The 16,821-nt window shown below is 54.8% G+C and carries 21 protein-coding genes and 1 pseudogene; 20 read left to right on the forward strand and 2 right to left on the reverse strand.

The window, feature by feature from the left end; all coding sequences use genetic code 11:
- The first annotated feature begins 573 nt into the window (after positions 1-573).
- From C2E16_RS11835 to C2E16_RS11910, 15 genes and pseudogenes are all read left to right on the forward strand, one after another.
- Positions 574-882: a hypothetical protein gene (locus C2E16_RS11835; RefSeq protein WP_084970711.1), complete on the forward strand. Its 309-nt coding sequence runs from the start codon at positions 574-576 to the stop codon at positions 880-882.
- Positions 882-1,700: pseudogene (locus tag C2E16_RS11840) on the forward strand (PD-(D/E)XK nuclease-like domain-containing protein); the annotation flags it as partial. The gene C2E16_RS11835 and the pseudogene C2E16_RS11840, both read left to right, overlap by 1 nt.
- On the forward strand, positions 1,693-2,514 hold the full coding sequence (recT, locus tag C2E16_RS11845) for a recombination protein RecT (protein WP_084970713.1): 822 nt from the start codon (positions 1,693-1,695) through the stop codon (positions 2,512-2,514). The pseudogene C2E16_RS11840 and the gene recT, both read left to right, overlap by 8 nt.
- Positions 2,492-2,662, forward strand: a complete 171-nt coding sequence (locus C2E16_RS11850) for a DUF1317 family protein (protein WP_084970714.1) — start codon at positions 2,492-2,494, stop codon at positions 2,660-2,662. The genes recT and C2E16_RS11850 overlap by 23 nt, the downstream gene beginning before the upstream one ends.
- Before the next feature lie 3 nt (positions 2,663-2,665).
- Positions 2,666-2,887 (forward strand): hypothetical protein, encoded by a 222-nt coding sequence (locus tag C2E16_RS11855; protein ID WP_084970715.1) that lies wholly within the window; start codon positions 2,666-2,668, stop codon positions 2,885-2,887.
- Positions 2,880-3,587 (forward strand): ead/Ea22-like family protein, encoded by a 708-nt coding sequence (locus C2E16_RS11860; RefSeq protein WP_084970716.1) that lies wholly within the window; start codon positions 2,880-2,882, stop codon positions 3,585-3,587. The genes C2E16_RS11855 and C2E16_RS11860 overlap by 8 nt, the downstream gene beginning before the upstream one ends.
- Positions 3,584-3,982: a hypothetical protein gene (locus C2E16_RS11865; protein ID WP_084970717.1), complete on the forward strand. Its 399-nt coding sequence runs from the start codon at positions 3,584-3,586 to the stop codon at positions 3,980-3,982. Before C2E16_RS11860 ends, C2E16_RS11865 begins: the two co-directional genes overlap by 4 nt.
- A 362-nt stretch (positions 3,983-4,344) precedes the next feature.
- A complete protein-coding gene (locus C2E16_RS11875; protein WP_084970719.1) occupies positions 4,345-4,587 on the forward strand; it encodes a DNA polymerase III subunit theta in 243 nt (80 codons plus the stop codon).
- Between the two features lie 222 nt (positions 4,588-4,809).
- The gene (locus tag C2E16_RS11880) at positions 4,810-5,022 is read left to right on the forward strand and encodes a hypothetical protein (protein ID WP_084970730.1); all 213 of its coding nucleotides are present in this window, start codon (positions 4,810-4,812) and stop codon (positions 5,020-5,022) included.
- Entirely contained in the window at positions 5,023-5,247 is a 225-nt protein-coding gene (locus C2E16_RS11885) for a hypothetical protein (protein ID WP_084970721.1), read from the forward strand.
- Positions 5,244-5,450 carry a hypothetical protein gene (locus tag C2E16_RS11890; protein ID WP_084970723.1) on the forward strand — a complete coding sequence of 69 codons (207 nt, stop codon included), beginning with the start codon at positions 5,244-5,246 and terminating at the stop codon, positions 5,448-5,450. Before C2E16_RS11885 ends, C2E16_RS11890 begins: the two co-directional genes overlap by 4 nt.
- Before the next feature lie 44 nt (positions 5,451-5,494).
- Positions 5,495-6,160, forward strand: coding sequence for an MT-A70 family methyltransferase (locus tag C2E16_RS11895; protein ID WP_084970725.1), 666 nt, complete (start codon positions 5,495-5,497; stop codon positions 6,158-6,160).
- A gap of 80 nt (positions 6,161-6,240) precedes the next feature.
- Positions 6,241-6,588, forward strand: coding sequence for a helix-turn-helix domain-containing protein (locus tag C2E16_RS11900; protein ID WP_104951509.1), 348 nt, complete (start codon positions 6,241-6,243; stop codon positions 6,586-6,588).
- The gene (locus C2E16_RS21155) at positions 6,471-7,625 is read left to right on the forward strand and encodes a site-specific integrase (protein WP_244555317.1); all 1,155 of its coding nucleotides are present in this window, start codon (positions 6,471-6,473) and stop codon (positions 7,623-7,625) included. The genes C2E16_RS11900 and C2E16_RS21155 overlap by 118 nt, the downstream gene beginning before the upstream one ends.
- Before the next feature lie 12 nt (positions 7,626-7,637).
- Positions 7,638-8,000 (forward strand): RidA family protein, encoded by a 363-nt coding sequence (locus tag C2E16_RS11910; RefSeq protein WP_084970729.1) that lies wholly within the window; start codon positions 7,638-7,640, stop codon positions 7,998-8,000.
- On the opposite strand, the gene C2E16_RS11915 is transcribed toward C2E16_RS11910, so the two are convergent.
- Positions 8,001-8,183: a YoaH family protein gene (locus tag C2E16_RS11915; RefSeq protein ID WP_038625780.1), complete on the reverse strand. Its 183-nt coding sequence runs from the start codon at positions 8,181-8,183 to the stop codon at positions 8,001-8,003.
- A gap of 103 nt (positions 8,184-8,286) precedes the next feature.
- Between C2E16_RS11915 and pabB the strand changes: the two genes are divergently transcribed.
- The 4 genes from pabB (at position 8,287) to C2E16_RS11935 (ending at position 13,720) form a co-directional block, all read left to right on the forward strand.
- A complete protein-coding gene (gene pabB, locus C2E16_RS11920) occupies positions 8,287-9,669 on the forward strand; it encodes an aminodeoxychorismate synthase component 1 (RefSeq protein ID WP_038625778.1) in 1,383 nt (460 codons plus the stop codon).
- The gene (locus tag C2E16_RS11925) at positions 9,647-10,234 is read left to right on the forward strand and encodes a CoA pyrophosphatase (RefSeq protein WP_038625776.1); all 588 of its coding nucleotides are present in this window, start codon (positions 9,647-9,649) and stop codon (positions 10,232-10,234) included. The genes pabB and C2E16_RS11925 overlap by 23 nt, the downstream gene beginning before the upstream one ends.
- 333 nt (positions 10,235-10,567) lie before the next feature.
- On the forward strand, positions 10,568-11,932 hold the full coding sequence (sdaA, locus tag C2E16_RS11930; RefSeq protein WP_038625774.1) for an L-serine ammonia-lyase: 1,365 nt from the start codon (positions 10,568-10,570) through the stop codon (positions 11,930-11,932).
- Positions 11,933-12,157: 225 nt separating this feature from the next.
- Positions 12,158-13,720, forward strand: a complete 1,563-nt coding sequence (locus C2E16_RS11935; RefSeq protein WP_084971602.1) for an EAL domain-containing protein — start codon at positions 12,158-12,160, stop codon at positions 13,718-13,720.
- Positions 13,721-13,753: 33 nt separating this feature from the next.
- Here the strand turns inward: C2E16_RS11935 and C2E16_RS11940 are convergent, their stop codons facing one another.
- Positions 13,754-15,325: a TerC family protein gene (locus C2E16_RS11940; RefSeq protein ID WP_038625772.1), complete on the reverse strand. Its 1,572-nt coding sequence runs from the start codon at positions 15,323-15,325 to the stop codon at positions 13,754-13,756.
- Positions 15,326-15,848: 523 nt separating this feature from the next.
- On the opposite strand from C2E16_RS11940, the gene manX reads away from it, so the two are divergent.
- Entirely contained in the window at positions 15,849-16,817 is a 969-nt protein-coding gene (manX, locus tag C2E16_RS11945) for a PTS mannose transporter subunit IIAB (RefSeq protein ID WP_038625771.1), read from the forward strand.
- Positions 16,818-16,821 lie beyond the last annotated feature (4 nt).

Genomic DNA, 16,821 nt, shown 5'->3' on the forward strand with positions numbered 1-16,821 from the left:
AATTGGTGCGGGCGTAGTGCTACTCCCTTTTTGGGTTAAGTGTTGGAGCTTACTAAGAATTTACTAATATCGTGGCGGTAGCTTGCTTACCCGCAGCGCACACCCGCAACCTACCATCAATACCGGACTAAATCCTGAACATGTTATTAGCATAAGCGCTCCTTTTATAATCAATAAAATCATTGGCCATAAAGTTACGAGATCAGATGCTAACGCCATGATGCTAAGTACATTCATTCGTAAGCGTTTACCCAACACATAGAGTTTGTTAGCTGAATGCCTATGAAAATAATATTCAATTTTGAAAAAAATAGCGAGCTGCCAAATGGCGGCTTTTTTTATGTCCATACCAAAGCGCCATTACTCAATGACGCTCCGTTATGAAACCAATCAACGAAGGAAATTACCCATGCAAATCGCTATTGCTGGGGCGGCATGTGGTCGCCCTTTCCACGCTATTAACTCTATCCAGTTTCACCCGGCAAACATTCTGACCAGCGCCAGCTTCACACCGCCACCGCGTAAAAGCCTGCTTCAGCGCCTGGTTGAGTTTCTGAACAGGAGTGTTAACCCATGAATATCAGACTGAATTTCAAAGACCGGCAGGAGATTGAAAAAATCATCGCTGGCTTCGATGAGAGCGACAACGAGCGCATCTATGCCGAAGTTGAGGCGATGGACCGGCAGTTTAAATCAAACCCCGTGACGCCCGTTCTGCGCGCCCTGTGCGACAACATCAACGCATTCGACCTGGCTGCCGACAGTATCGACTTTCAGGAGCGTTTGAATAACGCGCTGTGGGACAGCCTGACGGATTACGTGAAGCACGAACACGCGCTGCAAATCTTCATGGGGCGGCGCAGTTTTAACGAGGTGGCGTAATGGAGCCCGGCGTCTACTTCGATATCAGTAATGAGGATTATCACCGCGGCGCCGGAATCAGCAAATCGCAGCTGGATGATATAGCTATCAGCCCAGCCATCTACCAGTGGAAAAAGCACGCCCCGGTCGATGCAGAGAAAACTGCTGCGCTGGATTTAGGCACTGCTCTGCACTGTCTTTTGCTGGAGCCGGATGAATTCAGCAAGCGCTTTGAGATAGCGCCGGAAGTTAACCGAAGGACGACAGCAGGAAAGGAGAAGGAAAAGGAGTTCATAGAACGGTGTGAAGCGAAAGGAATCACGCCAATCACCCACGAAGACAGCAGGAAGCTGTACCTGATGCGTGACAGTGCAATGGCTCACCCGATAGCCAGATGGATGCTTGAGGCGCAAGGAAGGGCTGAGGCCAGCATCTACTGGAACGACAGTGAAACAGGAGTTTTATGCCGCTGCCGGCCAGACAAAATGATTACTGAGTTCAACTGGTGCGTGGACGTAAAAAGCACTGCTGACATCATCAAATTCCAGAAAGACTTTTATTCATACCGCTATCACGTACAGGACGCGTTCTACTCAGATGGATATGAGTCGAATTTTAATGAAGCCCCAACTTTTGCATTTCTTGCTGTAAGCACATCAATCGACTGCGGACGCTATCCGGTGCAGGTGTTCATCATGGACCAGCAAGCTAAAGACGCAGGCAGAGCCGAATACAAACGCAATTTATCCACTTTCGCTGAATGCCTGTCACGGAATGAATGGCCGGGCATCGCAACCCTGTCACTGCCCTTTTGGGCGAAGGAGTTAAAGAATGAGTAACCAGCCACCTATCGCCAGCGCTGACCTGCAGAAGACGCAGCAGAGCAAGCAGATAGTGAACAAAACGCCAGAGCAGACGCTTGTCGGCTTCATGAATCAGCCTGCAATGAAGAGCCAGCTTGCGGCGGCGCTACCGCGTCACATGACGGCAGACCGCATGATTCGCATCGTCACTACGGAAATTCGCAAGACGCCCGCGCTGGCACAGTGTGACCAGAGCAGCTTTATTGGCGCAGTTGTTCAGTGCTCTCAGCTCGGCCTTGAGCCCGGCAGCGCGTTAGGCCATGCCTACCTGCTACCGTTCGGCAACGGCAAGTCTAAATCTGGTCAGTCGAACGTCCAGCTCATTATCGGCTACCGCGGGATGATAGACCTTGCCCGTCGCTCAGGACAAATCGTCAGCCTGTCCGCTCGCGTCGTTCGTGCAGATGATGAGTTCAGCTTTGAATACGGACTCGAAGAGAACCTGACTCACCGTCCCGGTGAAAACGAAGACGCCCCCATCACTCACGTATACGCCGTGGCGCGACTCAAGGATGGTGGTACCCAGTTTGAAGTAATGACTGTGAAGCAGGTCGAAAAGGTTAAAGCGCAGAGCAAAGCCTCAGGCAATGGCCCGTGGGTTACGCACTGGGAAGAAATGGCAAAGAAAACCGTCATTCGCCGCCTGTTCAAATACCTGCCGGTCAGCATCGAAATGCAAAAGGCCGTTGTTCTCGATGAGAAAGCAGAGAGCGACATTGACCAGGATAACGCCTCAGTTCTGAGTGCGGAATACAGCGTTCTGGAGAATGGAGATGAAACAGCCAACTGACGCAATCCGGGTCGGGCGCATAGCCCTGCCCTACAGCCGCAAGGAGCGCGGCTGGGTTACTCCAACCGGGAAAGTTATCCGCAATCCTCTCCGGGCTCAGCGAGCAGCTGAGCTAATCAACGACCGACTACCTCCTGAATACAGGTGACCTATGCGCAAACACAGACGCAGGCTGAAAACGGAAGCAGGCCGGGTTCGCGATGGATGGCTTATTGAGCTTGAGGATGGGCTGGCGGTGCAGGTGACGGATGTGAAGCACCTCGGCAACAGGGTTTCGTTCTGGACAGGCGGCACCGAGTGGTCGCTTGAGCATGAAGATATCGTTTATCGGGTTATCGATATGGAACTAATTAAGGACAACAGCAATGACTGACATTATAGAACTGACACAGCGTATGCGCGAAGCGGCAGAGAACGCGACGCGGGGCGAATGGATTAAAGAGAATGGGGATGGCTGGGAGGCAATTTGCTGTGATGATGATCAGGCCAACGGTAATTTTATTATTGCCAAATTTCTTGGCCCTGACAAAGCCAGAAATCGTGAGTTCGTGCAGGCAGTGCAGCCGCAGAACATCCGTACTCTCTGTGACGCAATAGCGCAACGTGACGCGCAGAACAGCGAATTACGCGCGCAGATAGCAGCGCTGAAGGCTGACTTTATACGCCTTGATAGGCAAATGTCAGTTCTGGAGCAGACAGGGATAACTGACCGTGACAGGGCAGATAAGGCAGAAGCGCAGATAGCGGAGCTGGCGAAGCAGGAGCCTGTCTATCAATTCATAATGAATCGCCCAGACATAGACGGATATATCGAATGGGTGGACTGCAATAAAGACTATTTCGATAGCTGTGGTGATGATATGCGCAGAATCGTCTATGCCGCGCCGCCAGCGCCGTTTGTTGTGCCTGATGAGGTAGTTGTTTTTCTAAACCACCTTGAAGATGTATTGCCGTATGAGGCGTTTAATATGATTGACGTGAAAATCTGGAACAGCGTGTCAATGCTGTCACGAACCGAAGTATTCCGAGCGGCCATGCTCAACCGGGCCGCTGACGGGAGCGTGGCAGAATGAAAATGACAAATGAAGAACGGAAGGCGCTGATTGGTTTCATCAATGCGGAAATAGCCAGAATTCAGCGCAAAGAAGAACTGTGGGACGGTGACCGTATGCGCATCGCCTCACATCGCCTTTCACTGGCGGCATTAACCGCTGAGCCGGTGGCGTGGGAAGTCAAAGGCATCCTCTGTCATACCAAAGAGGAAGCGGATAAATACGTTGGCACTCCTGTGCCGCTGATGGAATCGTTAATTGACAACACCGCGCAGCAGTATGAGGCGCTGGCAGGATGGAAGATGGTGCCGGTTGAGCCGACAGCGGAAATGTATGACGCTGGCGATAAGCAGCTAGCCACAAAGCAGGTATGGGATGCAATGCTCGCGGCAGCACCGAAACCGGAGGGACAGTGACCAGATTCAAATACTCCCTCACCATGCTTCTTCCGGCGTTTATCGTCTGTTGGCCAATAGGAAAGTCTGCAAAGGCCATTGAAAGAATAGCCAGAAAGGTCAGATTAAAATGTGCCTATAAGATGCGGGACGTTTTAGCGGGAATTCCAACAGACGAAAGTAAGGAGAATGAATGTTAGCAGGCTTCATACTCCTCATTACCGCTCACTCTCACGCCCTACCCGTTACTGAAACCATCTATCCCACCAAAGCAGAATGCGAAGCCATCAGAGTCAGGCTGAATGAGTGCCGCCCGATGGTGACTCTCGACTGCTCGCCTGTTTATCGATAGCCGCGATATACTCCACTCAGGAGGTATCGTCATGTCACACAATCTCGCAGCACGCAGCAAAGAAGAAAGGGATAAGGTTAACGTGGATTTAGCCGCGTCAGGCGTGGCTTACAAAGAGCGCATGAACCAGCCAGTTATCCCGCAGCAGGTAGAGATGGAGCAGCCGGAAGAGTTACGCGGTTACTTCAGGGAGCGATTGCAGCATTACAGACAGGTAGCACTGCAGCTGCCTAAAGGTACTGACCCGGTTTATTTAAAAGAGGAGAGTAAATAATGTCATCAGGAATGCCAGACAAATGTCCAAAATGCGGTTCAAATCATTTAGAAAAGGAAAGGCATCCAAATGGAGCGCAAACTGGCGACTGGGTTTGCTCTGAGTGCGGAGATACAGGGTGGATCAAAACGAAGCCCATTGATAAGCCAAACGTTAAAAGTTAACAGGCAAATGAAACCTGCTTCGGCAGGTTTTTTTACGCCAAAATTTCGGAGAAACAACATGAATTTTGCCGACCCGATTGATGAAGCCGCAGAACGCGAGCAGCAGCTGATAGCGGTAGCGCTGGCTAACCGACCGGCGCCCAGCGTTGAGTTCACTGGTAAGTGTCACTACTGCGAAGAGGAGATCAGTAAGGGACATTACTGCTCAGCAGAGTGCAGAGAAGACCACAGCCGCGTGGTGTGGGCTGAGAAGCAGCGGAGGTTGATGTGAATGACGCCCGAAGCGGAGAATGCGATTCGCTCCGTAGCAAGGAAGTGCAGAGCTGAAATCATCAAGGCCATCGACGGCCGGCCAAAGTCAGACCACGACAGCATCATCACCACCCTTCTCGATAAACACGCCAGAACAATTCAATGCCTCCCGCCCGGTACGTTTCCAGCAAAGCGCTGGCTCAGCTATTTCGTGCGGGAAATAGATAAGGAGATGACTCGATGAAAGAGATGCCTTCTCGTCAGATGGCCGTTATCGGCACTCATATGCAGACCGGTGAACAGGTTTATTTCCGCTCTGCATACTATGCGCCGGGCTTCCACCGATCCGGTATCAAAGAAGCAATTAGCGGTCGAGCAAAGTCGCATCGCGGCTTCACTTGGCGTTACGCGACTAAGAAAGAACGCGAGCAGCACGCTAGTCACTAACCACCTCCCCCTATTCACTATCGCGCTATGCGTGAGGAGTTGTTATGTCTGAGAAATACCGTCTCATTTACTGCGACCCGCCATGGGCATACAGCAACACTATCAGTAACGGCGCAGCATCTGACCACTACGCAACGATGGCGATCACGGACATCAAGCGACTGCCAGTTTGGGATATTGCGGCCGAAGATGCAGTGCTGGCGATGTGGTACACCGGCACACATAACGCCGAAGCCGTCCAGCTCGCTGAAGCATGGGGATTCAAGGTCAGAACGATGAAAGGGTTTACGTGGGTTAAGCTGAACCAACTAGCGGAGCAACACATCAACAAGGCGCTGGCGGCGGGTGAAGTAGAGGACTTTTACGATCTGCTGGGCTTGCTCAACGCGCAAACCAGAATGAACGGCGGCAATTACACCCGAGCAAACTCGGAAGACATGCTGATAGCTGTGCGTGGTGCAGGTATCGAAAGGGTTAATGCATCGGTTAAGCAGGTCATCTATAGCCCGCTAGGTGAACACAGCGCAAAGCCGTGGGAGGCTCGCCACCGGCTGGAGCTGCTTTATGGCGATGTGCCGCGGATTGAGTTATTCAGTCGAGGTAATGCTGCAGGGTGGCACCACTGGGGAAACCAGAACCCTCGCAACGATATAGAGCTTTTGCCCGGGGTAGCAGCCCCAGCAGCAAAAAACATAGGCGATGCCGCATGATCACCCCCGCCCACCTCATCATCACCATCATTGCGATCATCATCGCCAGAGCAATATTCAACTACCTGTAGAGGTCATCTATGGAAGCTTACGCGCTTACCCTGGATGAGGCCTGCGCGTTTCTCGGCATCTCCCGATCCACGGCCAGCAACTGGATACGGTCGGGACGCCTGACAGCAACACGCAAAGACCCGTCCAAACCGAAGTCACCCTATCTCGTCACCCGCCAGGCATGTATTGCCGCTCTCAATAATCCAATGCACACTGTCGCAGTGAGCGCGGCAGATAAACATGAGGAAAAACCATGTCGATCTTTCGCAGAGGTGAAATTTGGTACGCCAGTTTCACAACGGCGGGCGGAAAAAGAGTTAAGCAGTCTCTTGGCACGTCCGACAAGCAGCAGGCGCAGGAACTCCACGACAAATTAAAGGCTGAGTCGTGGCGTATTGTGAAGATGGGTGAGCCCATTTCCATGACGTTTGAAGAAGCCTGCGTTCGCTGGATTCATGAGAAGGCAGAAAAGAAAACCCTGAGTGATGACAAGGATCGGATAGCCTTCTGGCTTCCGTTCCTGAAAGGGAAGCAGCTCAGGGATATTACAGAAAGAGAAATCTACGCAGCTGTCGCAAGGATAGAAAACCGAAACCACTTCAACCGGTGGAAAAAGCAAGCTGCAGCTTGTGAGAAAAGAGGAAGGCCCGCTCCTGAATACACACCTAAGCTTGCCTCGCAGGGCACAAAGATAAAGCACCTGTCTTTTATCCGTTCTCTACTGAGGGCTGCGGAAAGAGAGTGGCGCGTCCTCGAAAAAGCGCCGCTGGTAAAGGTGCCTGTGGTGAAGGAGCGCCGCATCCGATGGCTGAAGCCGGAAGAAGCCAGGCGGCTGATAAATGAATGCTCCGAACCACTGAAGTCCACAGTGGAATTTGCGCTATGTACCGGGCTAAGACGCTCCAACATCACAAACCTGAAATGGGAGCAGATAGACCTGCAGAGGCGCATGGCATGGATTTATGCGGATGAGAGCAAATCAGGCAGAGCAATTGGCGTTGCCCTGAATGATACGGCCTGCGCAGTGTTGAGAAAGAACATTGGCAGGCATGATGAGTACGTGTTCGTCTACGTCGAAAGAGTGAAACACGATAACGGGGAAACGTCAAAAGTAACCCGCCCGGTCAGCAGTAACGCCAATACCGGATGGAGGGCTGCGTTAAGGCGCGCCGGAATCGAAGATTTCAGGTTTCACGATTTGCGCCATACATGGGCGACATGGCTGATTATGGCAGGCGTACCGATTTCCACGCTTCAGGAAATGGGTGGCTGGCAGACCATCGACATGGTGAGACGATACGCGCATTTTTCATCGAGTCATTTGTCACTGCATGCACGACTGATTGATGATATTTTTACGCAAAATGTCCCAAATTTGTCCCATAACGATTCAAGGGATGGAACCAATAACTGATAAGGTTTTGATATGAATAATGAAATAATCAGGATTGAGCCAGTGGAACACCGCATGTCGGAAGCGGTGATCCACAACGATACCGTTTATTACACCAGCGTACCGGAAAACCTGGATGAAGACGCCGAGGCGCAAACTGCGAATGCGCTGGCGGTGATAGATAAACTGCTGACGCGCGTGGGATCGGATAAAAGCCGGATTCTCGACGCGACTATTTTCCTCGTGGATAAGGCGGATTTCGCCGCCATGAACCGCGCCTGGGACGCCTGGGTGTCGCCCGGCAACGCGCCGGTGCGCTGCACCGTGCAGGCCGGCCTGATGAACCCGAAATATAAAGTCGAAATTAAAATTATCGCCGCGCTGAACCCGGCCTGATTACTCTTCTTCGTCATCCTCAAAGCGCGCTGCGATATGTCCGCCAGTATGCGACTGGCGGATCTCCTGCGCCACCAGCGTAATCGCCTCGCCGCTGCTCATTCCCTCAGCCATCAGTTGCTGAATACGTTCCACTGCCTGCTGCTGCTGTTCATGGCTCAATGCTGGTAAACCTGTAAACATTCTGGCTCCTGTAAATCATAAAAGGCGCGTAAACAAACAGATGCCAGCAAAGACAAAATATGCCAGGCTTGCCGTTTGTTTATCATTAACGCCGTAGAGAGTGATGCCCGTAGTTTATCATGCTTTACCCTACACGCCCGACGCGCTTTCACGCTTATTTCAGCGCGTGTCGCATTTGCCGTGGGCCATGCTGCTCAGCTCAGCTTTTGCCGATCATCCTGACAGCCGCTTCGATATTATGGTGGCCGATCCGCTCGCCACGCTGGAGACGCGCGGCGATATCACGCACATTCGCAAAGGTGACGTTGTCACGGAATCGAGCGACGATCCGCTCGCCTTGTTAAACAATGAACTGGCGCAGCTGTTGCCTGTCGTGCCGTCGCGTGACGATCTGCCGTTTCAGGGCGGCGCGCTGGGTCTGTTCGGCTATGACCTGGGCCGCCGCTTCGAGCGTCTGCCGCAGCAGGCGATATCCGATCTGATGACACCGGATATGGCGGCAGGCATTTATGACTGGGCGCTGATCGCCGATCATCAGCAGCAAACGCTGACGCTGATTGATCACCAGTCGGACGGCGCGCGCCTGCGTTGGCTCAACGGCCTGCCCGCGCGCGATGTCGGGCCTTTCCGCCTGACCAGCCGCTGGCAGTCCAATATGACGCCAGAATGCTACCGGGCGCGTTTCGATCGGGTTCAGGCATGGCTTCAGGCAGGCGACTGCTATCAGGTCAATCTGGCGCAGCGCTTTCAGGCGGCTTATGAAGGCGATGAATGGCAGGCTTTTCTTCGCCTTAACCAGAGCAACCGCGCCCCCTTCAGCGCTTTTTTACGGCTGCCGGAAAGCGCGGTGCTGAGCCTGTCGCCGGAGCGTTTTCTTTCCCTGCGCGACGGCGTAATTGAAACGCGCCCGATCAAGGGCACCCTGCCGCGTCTGGAGGATGCGCAGGCGGATCGTCAGCAGGCGCTCAGGCTGGCGAACTCGGAAAAAGATCGTGCGGAAAATTTGATGATCGTCGATCTGCTGCGTAACGATATTGGTCGCGTCGCCGTGCCCGGCAGCGTGCGCGTGCCGGAGCTGTTTGTGGTTGAGCAGTTTCCCGCCGTGCATCACCTGGTCAGCACTATTCGCGCCCAATTAAAAACCGGACTGAGCGCCTGCGATCTGTTGCGCGCCTGCTTTCCCGGCGGCTCGATTACCGGCGCGCCAAAGGTGCGCGCAATGGAAATTATCGAAACGCTGGAGTCGCAGCGCCGTAACGCCTGGTGCGGCAGCATCGGCTACCTGAGCCGCTGTGGACGCATGGACAGCAGCATCACTATCCGCACGTTGATAGCGGAACAGGGTCAGCTTTACTGCGCTGCAGGCGGCGGCATCGTGGCGGACAGCGAAGCCGATCTGGAGTACCAGGAGACGCTGCACAAGCTGCGTCGTATTTTGCCCCTGCTGGAAAACGAGGCGCCGAATGCATCCGCCGCTGACGCTTGATCGCTTTCTTACCCGTTTCCTGTTACAGCCGCCCGCGGCCGTCGAGCCGCAACCGGCGCGCCGTCAGGCGGCGGTGCTGGTGCCGGTAGTGGCGCGGCGCGAGCAGCCGGGACTGTTGTTGACGCGCCGTTCTCCCTGGCTGCGCAAACATGCGGGCCAGGTGGCGTTCCCCGGCGGTATGCGCGACGACGATGACGCCTCGCTTCACATCACCGCCCTGCGCGAGGCGCATGAAGAGATCGGCCTGCGTCCACGGGACGTGCGGATTATCGGCACGTTGCCGGTGGTCAGCAGCAGCACCGGCTTTCAGGTGACGCCGGTCGTCGGCCTGATTCCGCCTGATTTACCCTGGTTCCCCAACGCTGAAGAGGTGGACGCCATTTTTGAAATGCCGCTGGCGGAGGCGCTGCTCCTGTCGCGTTATGCGCCGCTGGATATCCACCGCGGCGGGCTGCATCATCGGGTCTGGCTTTCCTGGTATCAGGATTATTTCGTTTGGGGCATGACGGCGGGCATTATTCGGCAGCTCAGCCTGCAGGTCATGCCGGAGCTGGTCAGCGGATAACCAAACTAAAGTTGGGTAAAAAGCAGCCTTCCCGTGATTTTTCACTAAATATTCTTCAGTAAGCGATCCAAATCACTTCCCTATTACGCCAAAGTAGTTATATTTGGCGCGCCGAGCAGCCAGGAGATTTCTGATGCCGCCTCGCATAACTTTACTTCAGGACGAAAAATGGACTTTTTATCATCAACCCGTTGATTTTGCGGCCCTGAATAAGTTTTTTTAGCTGAATTAATTAGTTTATTTCATGCGAAAAGATGATTTTTTAACCACCAGGATGATTACTATACGCAGTGCATCTTTTGCTGCGTTGTTAATAATTAAGGAGCGTGTAGCGTGATTAGCGTTTTCGACATGTTTAAGATCGGCATTGGCCCGTCCAGTTCCCATACATTGGGTCCGATGAAAGCCGGCAAACAGTTTGTCGACGATTTGATCCGGGATAACCGGCTGTTGGACGTTACGCGCATCGCTGTAGAAGTCTACGGCTCGCTGTCGCTCACCGGCAAAGGCCACCATACCGATATCGCCATTATTATGGGTCTCTCCGGCGCGTCGCCGGAAAGCGTGGATATCGACGCCATTCCCGCTTTCATCCGCGACGTAGAGCAGCGCGAGCGCCTGCTGCTGGCGAACGGTCAGCATGAGGTCGATTTTCCGCGCGAAGGCGGCATGAACTTCCGCAGCGAAAACCTCTCTCTGCATGAGAACGGTATGCGTATTCACGCCTTCGCCGGCGAGGAGCGCATCTATAGCAAAACCTACTACTCTATCGGCGGCGGTTTTATCGTCGACGAAGAGCATTTCGGCGAGTCGGTGCTGGATGAAGTGGCGGTGCCCTGGCCTTACAAATCTGCAAAAGAGCTGCTGGCGCACTGTCGTGAAACCGGCCTCTCTCTGTCCGGCCTGGTGATGAAAAACGAGCTGGCGCTACACAGCCGCCAGGAAATTGAGAGCTATTTCGCCGCCGTCTGGCAAACCATGCGCGACTGTATCGATCGCGGCCTGAACACTGAAGGTGTGCTGCCGGGTCCGCTGCGCGTGCCGCGTCGCGCCGCCGCGCTGCGTCGTATGCTGGTCTCCTCCGGCAAGCTCTCTAACGATCCAATGAACGTGATCGACTGGGTCAATATGTTCGCGCTGGCGGTTAACGAAGAGAACGCCGCCGGCGGACGGGTCGTTACCGCGCCGACCAACGGCGCCTGCGGCATCGTGCCGGCGGTGTTGGCCTATTATGATCACTTTATCGAGTCGGTCAGCCCCGATATCTTTATCCGCTACTTTATGGCGGCGGGCGCGGTTGGCGTGCTGTATAAAATGAACGCCTCCATCTCCGGCGCCGAAGTCGGCTGCCAGGGCGAAGTGGGCGTCGCCTGCTCAATGGCGGCGGCGGGCCTCGCGGAGCTGCTGGGCGCCAGCCCGGAACAGGTTTGCGTCGCGGCAGAGATCGGCATGGAGCATAACCTCGGCCTCACCTGCGATCCGGTCGCCGGTCAGGTACAGGTGCCCTGCATTGAACGTAACGCCATCGCCTCGGTAAAAGCGATCAACTCGGCGCGTATGGCGCTGCGGCGTACCAGCGAAGCGCGCGTCTCGCTCGATAAAGTGATCGAGACGATGTACGAAACCGGCAAGGATATGAACGCCAAGTACCGTGAAACCTCGCGCGGCGGCCTGGCGATTAAGGTGCAGTGCGATTAATCCCTGCGGTCCGGCGTAACATCATTAAAGCAGCGTCTTCGACGCTGCTTTTTTTTGGGCTGCGGCTTCGTGCGCGCGTCCGAAAAGCGAAACGGCGACTTATTGCGCGTATTTGTTTTCACCGGCGAATCGAAGCGCTTTTTTCATCGGCGCAACTAAACTTAAGGCGGGGATTGCCGATATGTAACTGTCGGATTTTTATTTGTGCTTTGAGGGTGGCTACGGATGCAGGTGTCCCAGCAGATCGTTGGACAGTTTCGTCGGAAACGGTTGTTAATCGCGTCGATAGTCGCTGCACTGGTGCTTATCCTTACATTAACTTTTCGTTTTATCGAAGAAAAAAACCGGATTGAACAGCAATCGCATAATTTCGCGGCTAACGCCATTACGCGTTTCGATCGGCTGTTCTCGCCCCTCGACGTCGCGGCGAACAATACGCTTGCGCTGGTCGGTCTGAACTGTAACGACGTCCGTTTTTTGCTGAATGAGAAAATCTCTTCGCTGCAAACGGTGCGCGCCATCCTGCTGGTGGATGACGATCAAATCTACTGCTCCAGCATCTATGGCGATCGCGCCATCCCCTTCAGCGAAAACTACCCGGAACTGGCGGTCAACAATCAGCATATGGCGCTCAGCGTGGATGATTATCTGCTGAAGGGTTCGCCTGTCCTGCTGCTCTGGACGCCAAAGTCGCTGGATAACCGCGCCGGTATTTTACAGGTCATCAATATCGAGCTGATGAGCAACTACCTGCTGGAGCCGACGCTGCCCTGGGTGGAGCGGGCGATTTTCAACGTCGGCGGCAAAAGCCTGGAATATGGCAACCCGTTGATTGAGCACGCGCAGCCCGCCGAAGATGAGGTCAGATATCAGCAATCCTCGCTGCGCTATCCCTTCGCCATCACGCTGTTCGGCCCGGCGCCGACGCGTCTGGCCCTGCTGACGCTGCCTTCGCAGCTGCCGCTGGGGCTGCTGCTGAGCCTGCTGACCGGCTATATCGTCTGGCTGGCGACCGCTAACCGCATGAGCCTCTCCTGGCAAATCAGCTACGGCCTTTCCGCGCAGGAGTTTATGGTCTATTGCCAGCCGCTGATTGACGGCGCCAGCGGCGACTGCGACGGCATTGAACTGCTGCTGCGCTGGCACAATCCGCGTCAGGGCTGGATTTCGCCAGACGTATTCATACCGCTGGCGGAGCGGCAGAACCTAATCGCGCCGCTAACGCGCTTCGTGCTTTCTGAGGCGGTACGCCATCTGCCGCAGCTGCCGCCTCACGCTAATTTTCATATCGCTATTAACGTCGCCGCCAGCCATTTCCGCGATCGGGCGATTATTGATGATTTGCAGGCGCTGTGGTGGCCCGCTAATCCGGGGCCGCGGCTGGTCATTGAATTAACGGAGCGCGATGCGCTGCCGGTGGTGGATCAGGGGGTGGTGTCGCACCTGCACCAGATCGGCGTCAAGGTGGCGATTGATGATTTCGGCACTGGCCACAGCTCCCTCTCCTACCTGAAAACGCTCAGTCCCGATGTGCTGAAGCTGGATAAAGTGTTTACCGCCGCTATCGGCACGGATGCGATTAACGCAACGGTTACGGATATGGTGATATCGCTGGCGCAGCGGCTGAATATCAGGCTGGTGGCGGAAGGGGTAGAAACCGCCGAGCAGGCGAGCTGTTTGCGTCAGCGCGGCGTGGATACGTTACAGGGCTATTTTTATGCGCGCCCAATGCCGCTGGATGATTTTCCGGCGTGGCTGGCGCAGCATCGCGCCAGCCTCCGTCCCTGATAACCGGGGCTGTCTGACGGCAGCCCCTTTTTATCAGGCTTCCTCATCCTCTTCGCGCGGCTGATCTTTGGTGACGCGCACCAGATCGATGCGATAATCGGTCGCTTCCACAATCGTAAAGTGCAGCGGCGGCATATCGATTACCTCGCCCGGCTGCGGCAGCTGCCCTTTTTGCGCGATCAGCAGGCCCGCCAGCGACGCATAATCGTCGCCCGGCTTCACCAGGTTGTGGTAGTCCAGCCACTGTTGCAGCGAATGGAGATCGGTGCCGCCTTTCACCAGCCAGCTTTCGCCGTCGGTGATAATGTCAGGCGTTTCATCCTCGTCCGGGAATTCACCCGCGATCGCCTCCAGCACGTCAAGCGGCGTCACCAGTCCCTGCACTACGCCGAATTCATTGGTGACCAGCACGAAGCTTCCTTTCGCCCGACGCAGCACGCCCAGCAGATTAATCGGGTCCAGCGTTTCCGGCACGATAATCGGCGGCGATGAGGCGGCAAAGGTGTGGATATCCATACCGTGCTCCAGCGCCACCAGCAGCTCTTTCGCCCGCACCACGCCGATAACCTCATCCAGCTCCCCGCGACATACCGGGAACAGGCTGTGCGGCGTATCCAGCAGCTGCATGCGAATTTCATCCAGCGGCTTCGTGGCGTCGACCCAGGAGATATCACCGCGCGGCGTCATAATGCTGCGAATGGAGCGGGACGCCAGCGTCAGCACGCCGTTAATCATATAGCGTTCCTCATCCTTAAAGCCCTCCTGCGGCAGCGTCTGATTCTCCATCGGCGCGCTGTTGGTCTCAGCGGACTGCGAGCCGCCGCCGCGACGGCCGCCCATCAGACGCAGGATCGCTTCTGCGGTGCGTTCGCGCATCGGGCGGTGCGACTGATGACGGATAAAGTTGCGGCGCGCGATCTGGTTAAACAGCTCAATCAGGATCGAGAAGCCGATAGCGGCGTAGAGGTAGCCTTTCGGGATATGGAAGCCGAAGCCCTCCGCAACCAGACTCAGACCGATCATTAACAGGAAGCTCAGGCAGAGCACCACCACCGTAGGATGCGCGTTAACGAAGTTGGTCAGCGGTTTCGACGCCAGCAGCATGATGCCCATGGCGATCACCACCGCGGTCATCATCACCGGCAGATGGTTTACCATGCCGACGGCGGTAATCACCGCATCCAGCGAGAAGACGGCGTCCAGCACTACAATCTGCGTCACCACCGCCCAGAAACTGGCGTAACTTTTATTGCCGTCGCTGTCGACCTGGCGGTTTTCCAGCCGTTCATGCAGTTCCATCGTCGCCTTAAACAGCAGGAAAATACCGCCCGCCAGCAGGATCAGATCGCGTCCGGCGAAGCTGAACTGCGCGACGGAGAAGAGTGGCTTCGTCAGCGTTACCATCCAGGAGATCAGCGACAGCAGGCCAAGGCGCATCAGCAGCGCCAGCGACAGGCCGATCAGACGCGCTTTGTCGCGCTGCTTAGGCGGCAGCTTCTCTGCCAGAATGGCGATAAATACCAGGTTATCAATACCCAGCACGATCTCCAGAACAATCAGCGTCAGCAGACCGGCCCAAATCGAAGGGTCTAAAAGAAATTCCATTACAGACTCCGAAACAAGCAACAGGAAAACCGGACGCAGGGTTCAACGACCGTAGCGCGGCGGGAAAGATAAGCAGAGCAGAAAGTGACGCCGAAAGGCGTTAAGAAACAAGCCGGATGACCCGGTGGCGTGGATAAGCAACTTCGGTGACAGTCCATAGGGAGGGCTGAGGCCCATTACTCCTGTAGTCAAAAAGAGAAGCAGATTTTAACAGCAGACATATTATCGTCAAAAGGATTCGTCAAAATTAACAAAAATTTACGTTTTCCATTCCCTGCATTTTCAATTATTTCGTATCGAAATGGTAAGGCTGTAAATAACTGAAGCTGGTCACATAATTTATTTTTTTACTTACTAAAATAAATCGCGAAGTCATCCTTAACTTGCCGGTTATATAAAAAGAACCGTTCTGCCGGCAGCGAGGCTGCTGCATTCAACGTTTGAATTCAGCTTAGCGCAGATGACAGCGTTGGCGAGCCGGTAATGCATCCGGGTCGCTCAATATTGAAAACGGAGGTAGCAAGTGACTATTGCTATTGTAATCGGCACACACGGTTGGGCGGCGGAGCAACTGCTCAAAACCGCCGAAATGCTATTAGGCGAGCAGCAAAACGTCGGCTGGATCGATTTCGTGCCCGGCGAAAATGCTGAGACGCTGATTGAAAAATACCATGCACGTCTCGCTGAACTGGATACCAGCAAAGGCGTACTTTTCCTGGTCGATACCTGGGGCGGCAGCCCGTTTAATGCCGCCAGCCGTATCGTCGTCGATAAAGAACAGCATGAGGTCATTGCCGGGGTCAATATTCCGATGCTGGTGGAAACCCTGATGGCGCGCGATGACGATCCCACCTTTGATGAACTGATCGCCGTGGCGGTGGAAGCGGGCCGCGAAGGCGTAAAGGCGCTGAAGGCGAAAGAGCCTGAGCCCGCCCCTGCCGCCGTCGCCGCCTCCGCCCCCCGTCAGGCCGCGCCGCAGGCGCCGCTGGGCCCTGACGACCATATGAAAATCGGCCTGGTGCGCATCGATGACCGTCTGATTCATGGTCAGGTAGCGACGCGCTGGACGAAAGAAACCAATGTATCGCGCATTATCGTCGTCAGCGATGAAGTCGCCGCCGACAAAGTGCGTAAAACATTGCTGACTCAGGTCGCGCCGCCGGGCGTCAGCGCGCATGTGGTCGATGTCGATAAAATGGTGCGCGTCTGGAATAACCCGAAATATGCCCGCGATCGCGTGATGCTGCTGTTCACCAACCCCACCGATGTGGTGCGCGTGGTGGAACAGGGCGTAGAGGTGAAATCCGTCAATATTGGCGGCATGGCTTTCCGTCAGGGAAAAACGCAGGTCAACAACGCCGTTTCCGTCGACGCTAAAGATATCGAGGCGTTTAAGAAGTTAAATGCGCGCGGCATCGAACTGGAGGTCAGAAAAGTCTCCAACGATCCTAAGCTGAAGATGATGGATCTGATCGCCAAAGTTAATCAGTGACCCA

The organism is Mixta calida (assembly GCF_002953215.1).
GTDB lineage: Bacteria > Pseudomonadota > Gammaproteobacteria > Enterobacterales > Enterobacteriaceae > Mixta > Mixta calida.

Bases quoted from the DNA above. Each gene is read 5' to 3' on its own strand.
- C2E16_RS11835 (WP_084970711.1), top strand. From the start codon at position 574: ATGAATATCAGACTGAATTTCAAAGACCGGCAGGAGATTGAAAAAATC.
- recT (WP_084970713.1), top strand. From the start codon at position 1,693: ATGAGTAACCAGCCACCTATCGCCAGCGCTGACCTGCAGAAGACGCAG.
- C2E16_RS11850 (WP_084970714.1), top strand. From the start codon at position 2,492: ATGGAGATGAAACAGCCAACTGACGCAATCCGGGTCGGGCGCATAGCC.
- C2E16_RS11855 (WP_084970715.1), top strand. From the start codon at position 2,666: ATGCGCAAACACAGACGCAGGCTGAAAACGGAAGCAGGCCGGGTTCGC.
- C2E16_RS11860 (WP_084970716.1), top strand. From the start codon at position 2,880: ATGACTGACATTATAGAACTGACACAGCGTATGCGCGAAGCGGCAGAG.
- C2E16_RS11865 (WP_084970717.1), top strand. From the start codon at position 3,584: ATGAAAATGACAAATGAAGAACGGAAGGCGCTGATTGGTTTCATCAAT.
- C2E16_RS11875 (WP_084970719.1), top strand. From the start codon at position 4,345: ATGTCACACAATCTCGCAGCACGCAGCAAAGAAGAAAGGGATAAGGTT.
- C2E16_RS11880 (WP_084970730.1), top strand. From the start codon at position 4,810: ATGAATTTTGCCGACCCGATTGATGAAGCCGCAGAACGCGAGCAGCAG.
- C2E16_RS11885 (WP_084970721.1), top strand. From the start codon at position 5,023: ATGACGCCCGAAGCGGAGAATGCGATTCGCTCCGTAGCAAGGAAGTGC.
- C2E16_RS11890 (WP_084970723.1), top strand. From the start codon at position 5,244: ATGAAAGAGATGCCTTCTCGTCAGATGGCCGTTATCGGCACTCATATG.
- C2E16_RS11895 (WP_084970725.1), top strand. From the start codon at position 5,495: ATGTCTGAGAAATACCGTCTCATTTACTGCGACCCGCCATGGGCATAC.
- C2E16_RS11900 (WP_104951509.1), top strand. From the start codon at position 6,241: ATGGAAGCTTACGCGCTTACCCTGGATGAGGCCTGCGCGTTTCTCGGC.
- C2E16_RS11910 (WP_084970729.1), top strand. From the start codon at position 7,638: ATGAATAATGAAATAATCAGGATTGAGCCAGTGGAACACCGCATGTCG.
- C2E16_RS11915 (WP_038625780.1), bottom strand. From the start codon at position 8,183: ATGTTTACAGGTTTACCAGCATTGAGCCATGAACAGCAGCAGCAGGCA.
- pabB (WP_038625778.1), top strand. From the start codon at position 8,287: ATGCCCGTAGTTTATCATGCTTTACCCTACACGCCCGACGCGCTTTCA.
- C2E16_RS11925 (WP_038625776.1), top strand. From the start codon at position 9,647: ATGCATCCGCCGCTGACGCTTGATCGCTTTCTTACCCGTTTCCTGTTA.
- C2E16_RS11935 (WP_084971602.1), top strand. From the start codon at position 12,158: ATGCAGGTGTCCCAGCAGATCGTTGGACAGTTTCGTCGGAAACGGTTG.
- C2E16_RS11940 (WP_038625772.1), bottom strand. From the start codon at position 15,325: ATGGAATTTCTTTTAGACCCTTCGATTTGGGCCGGTCTGCTGACGCTG.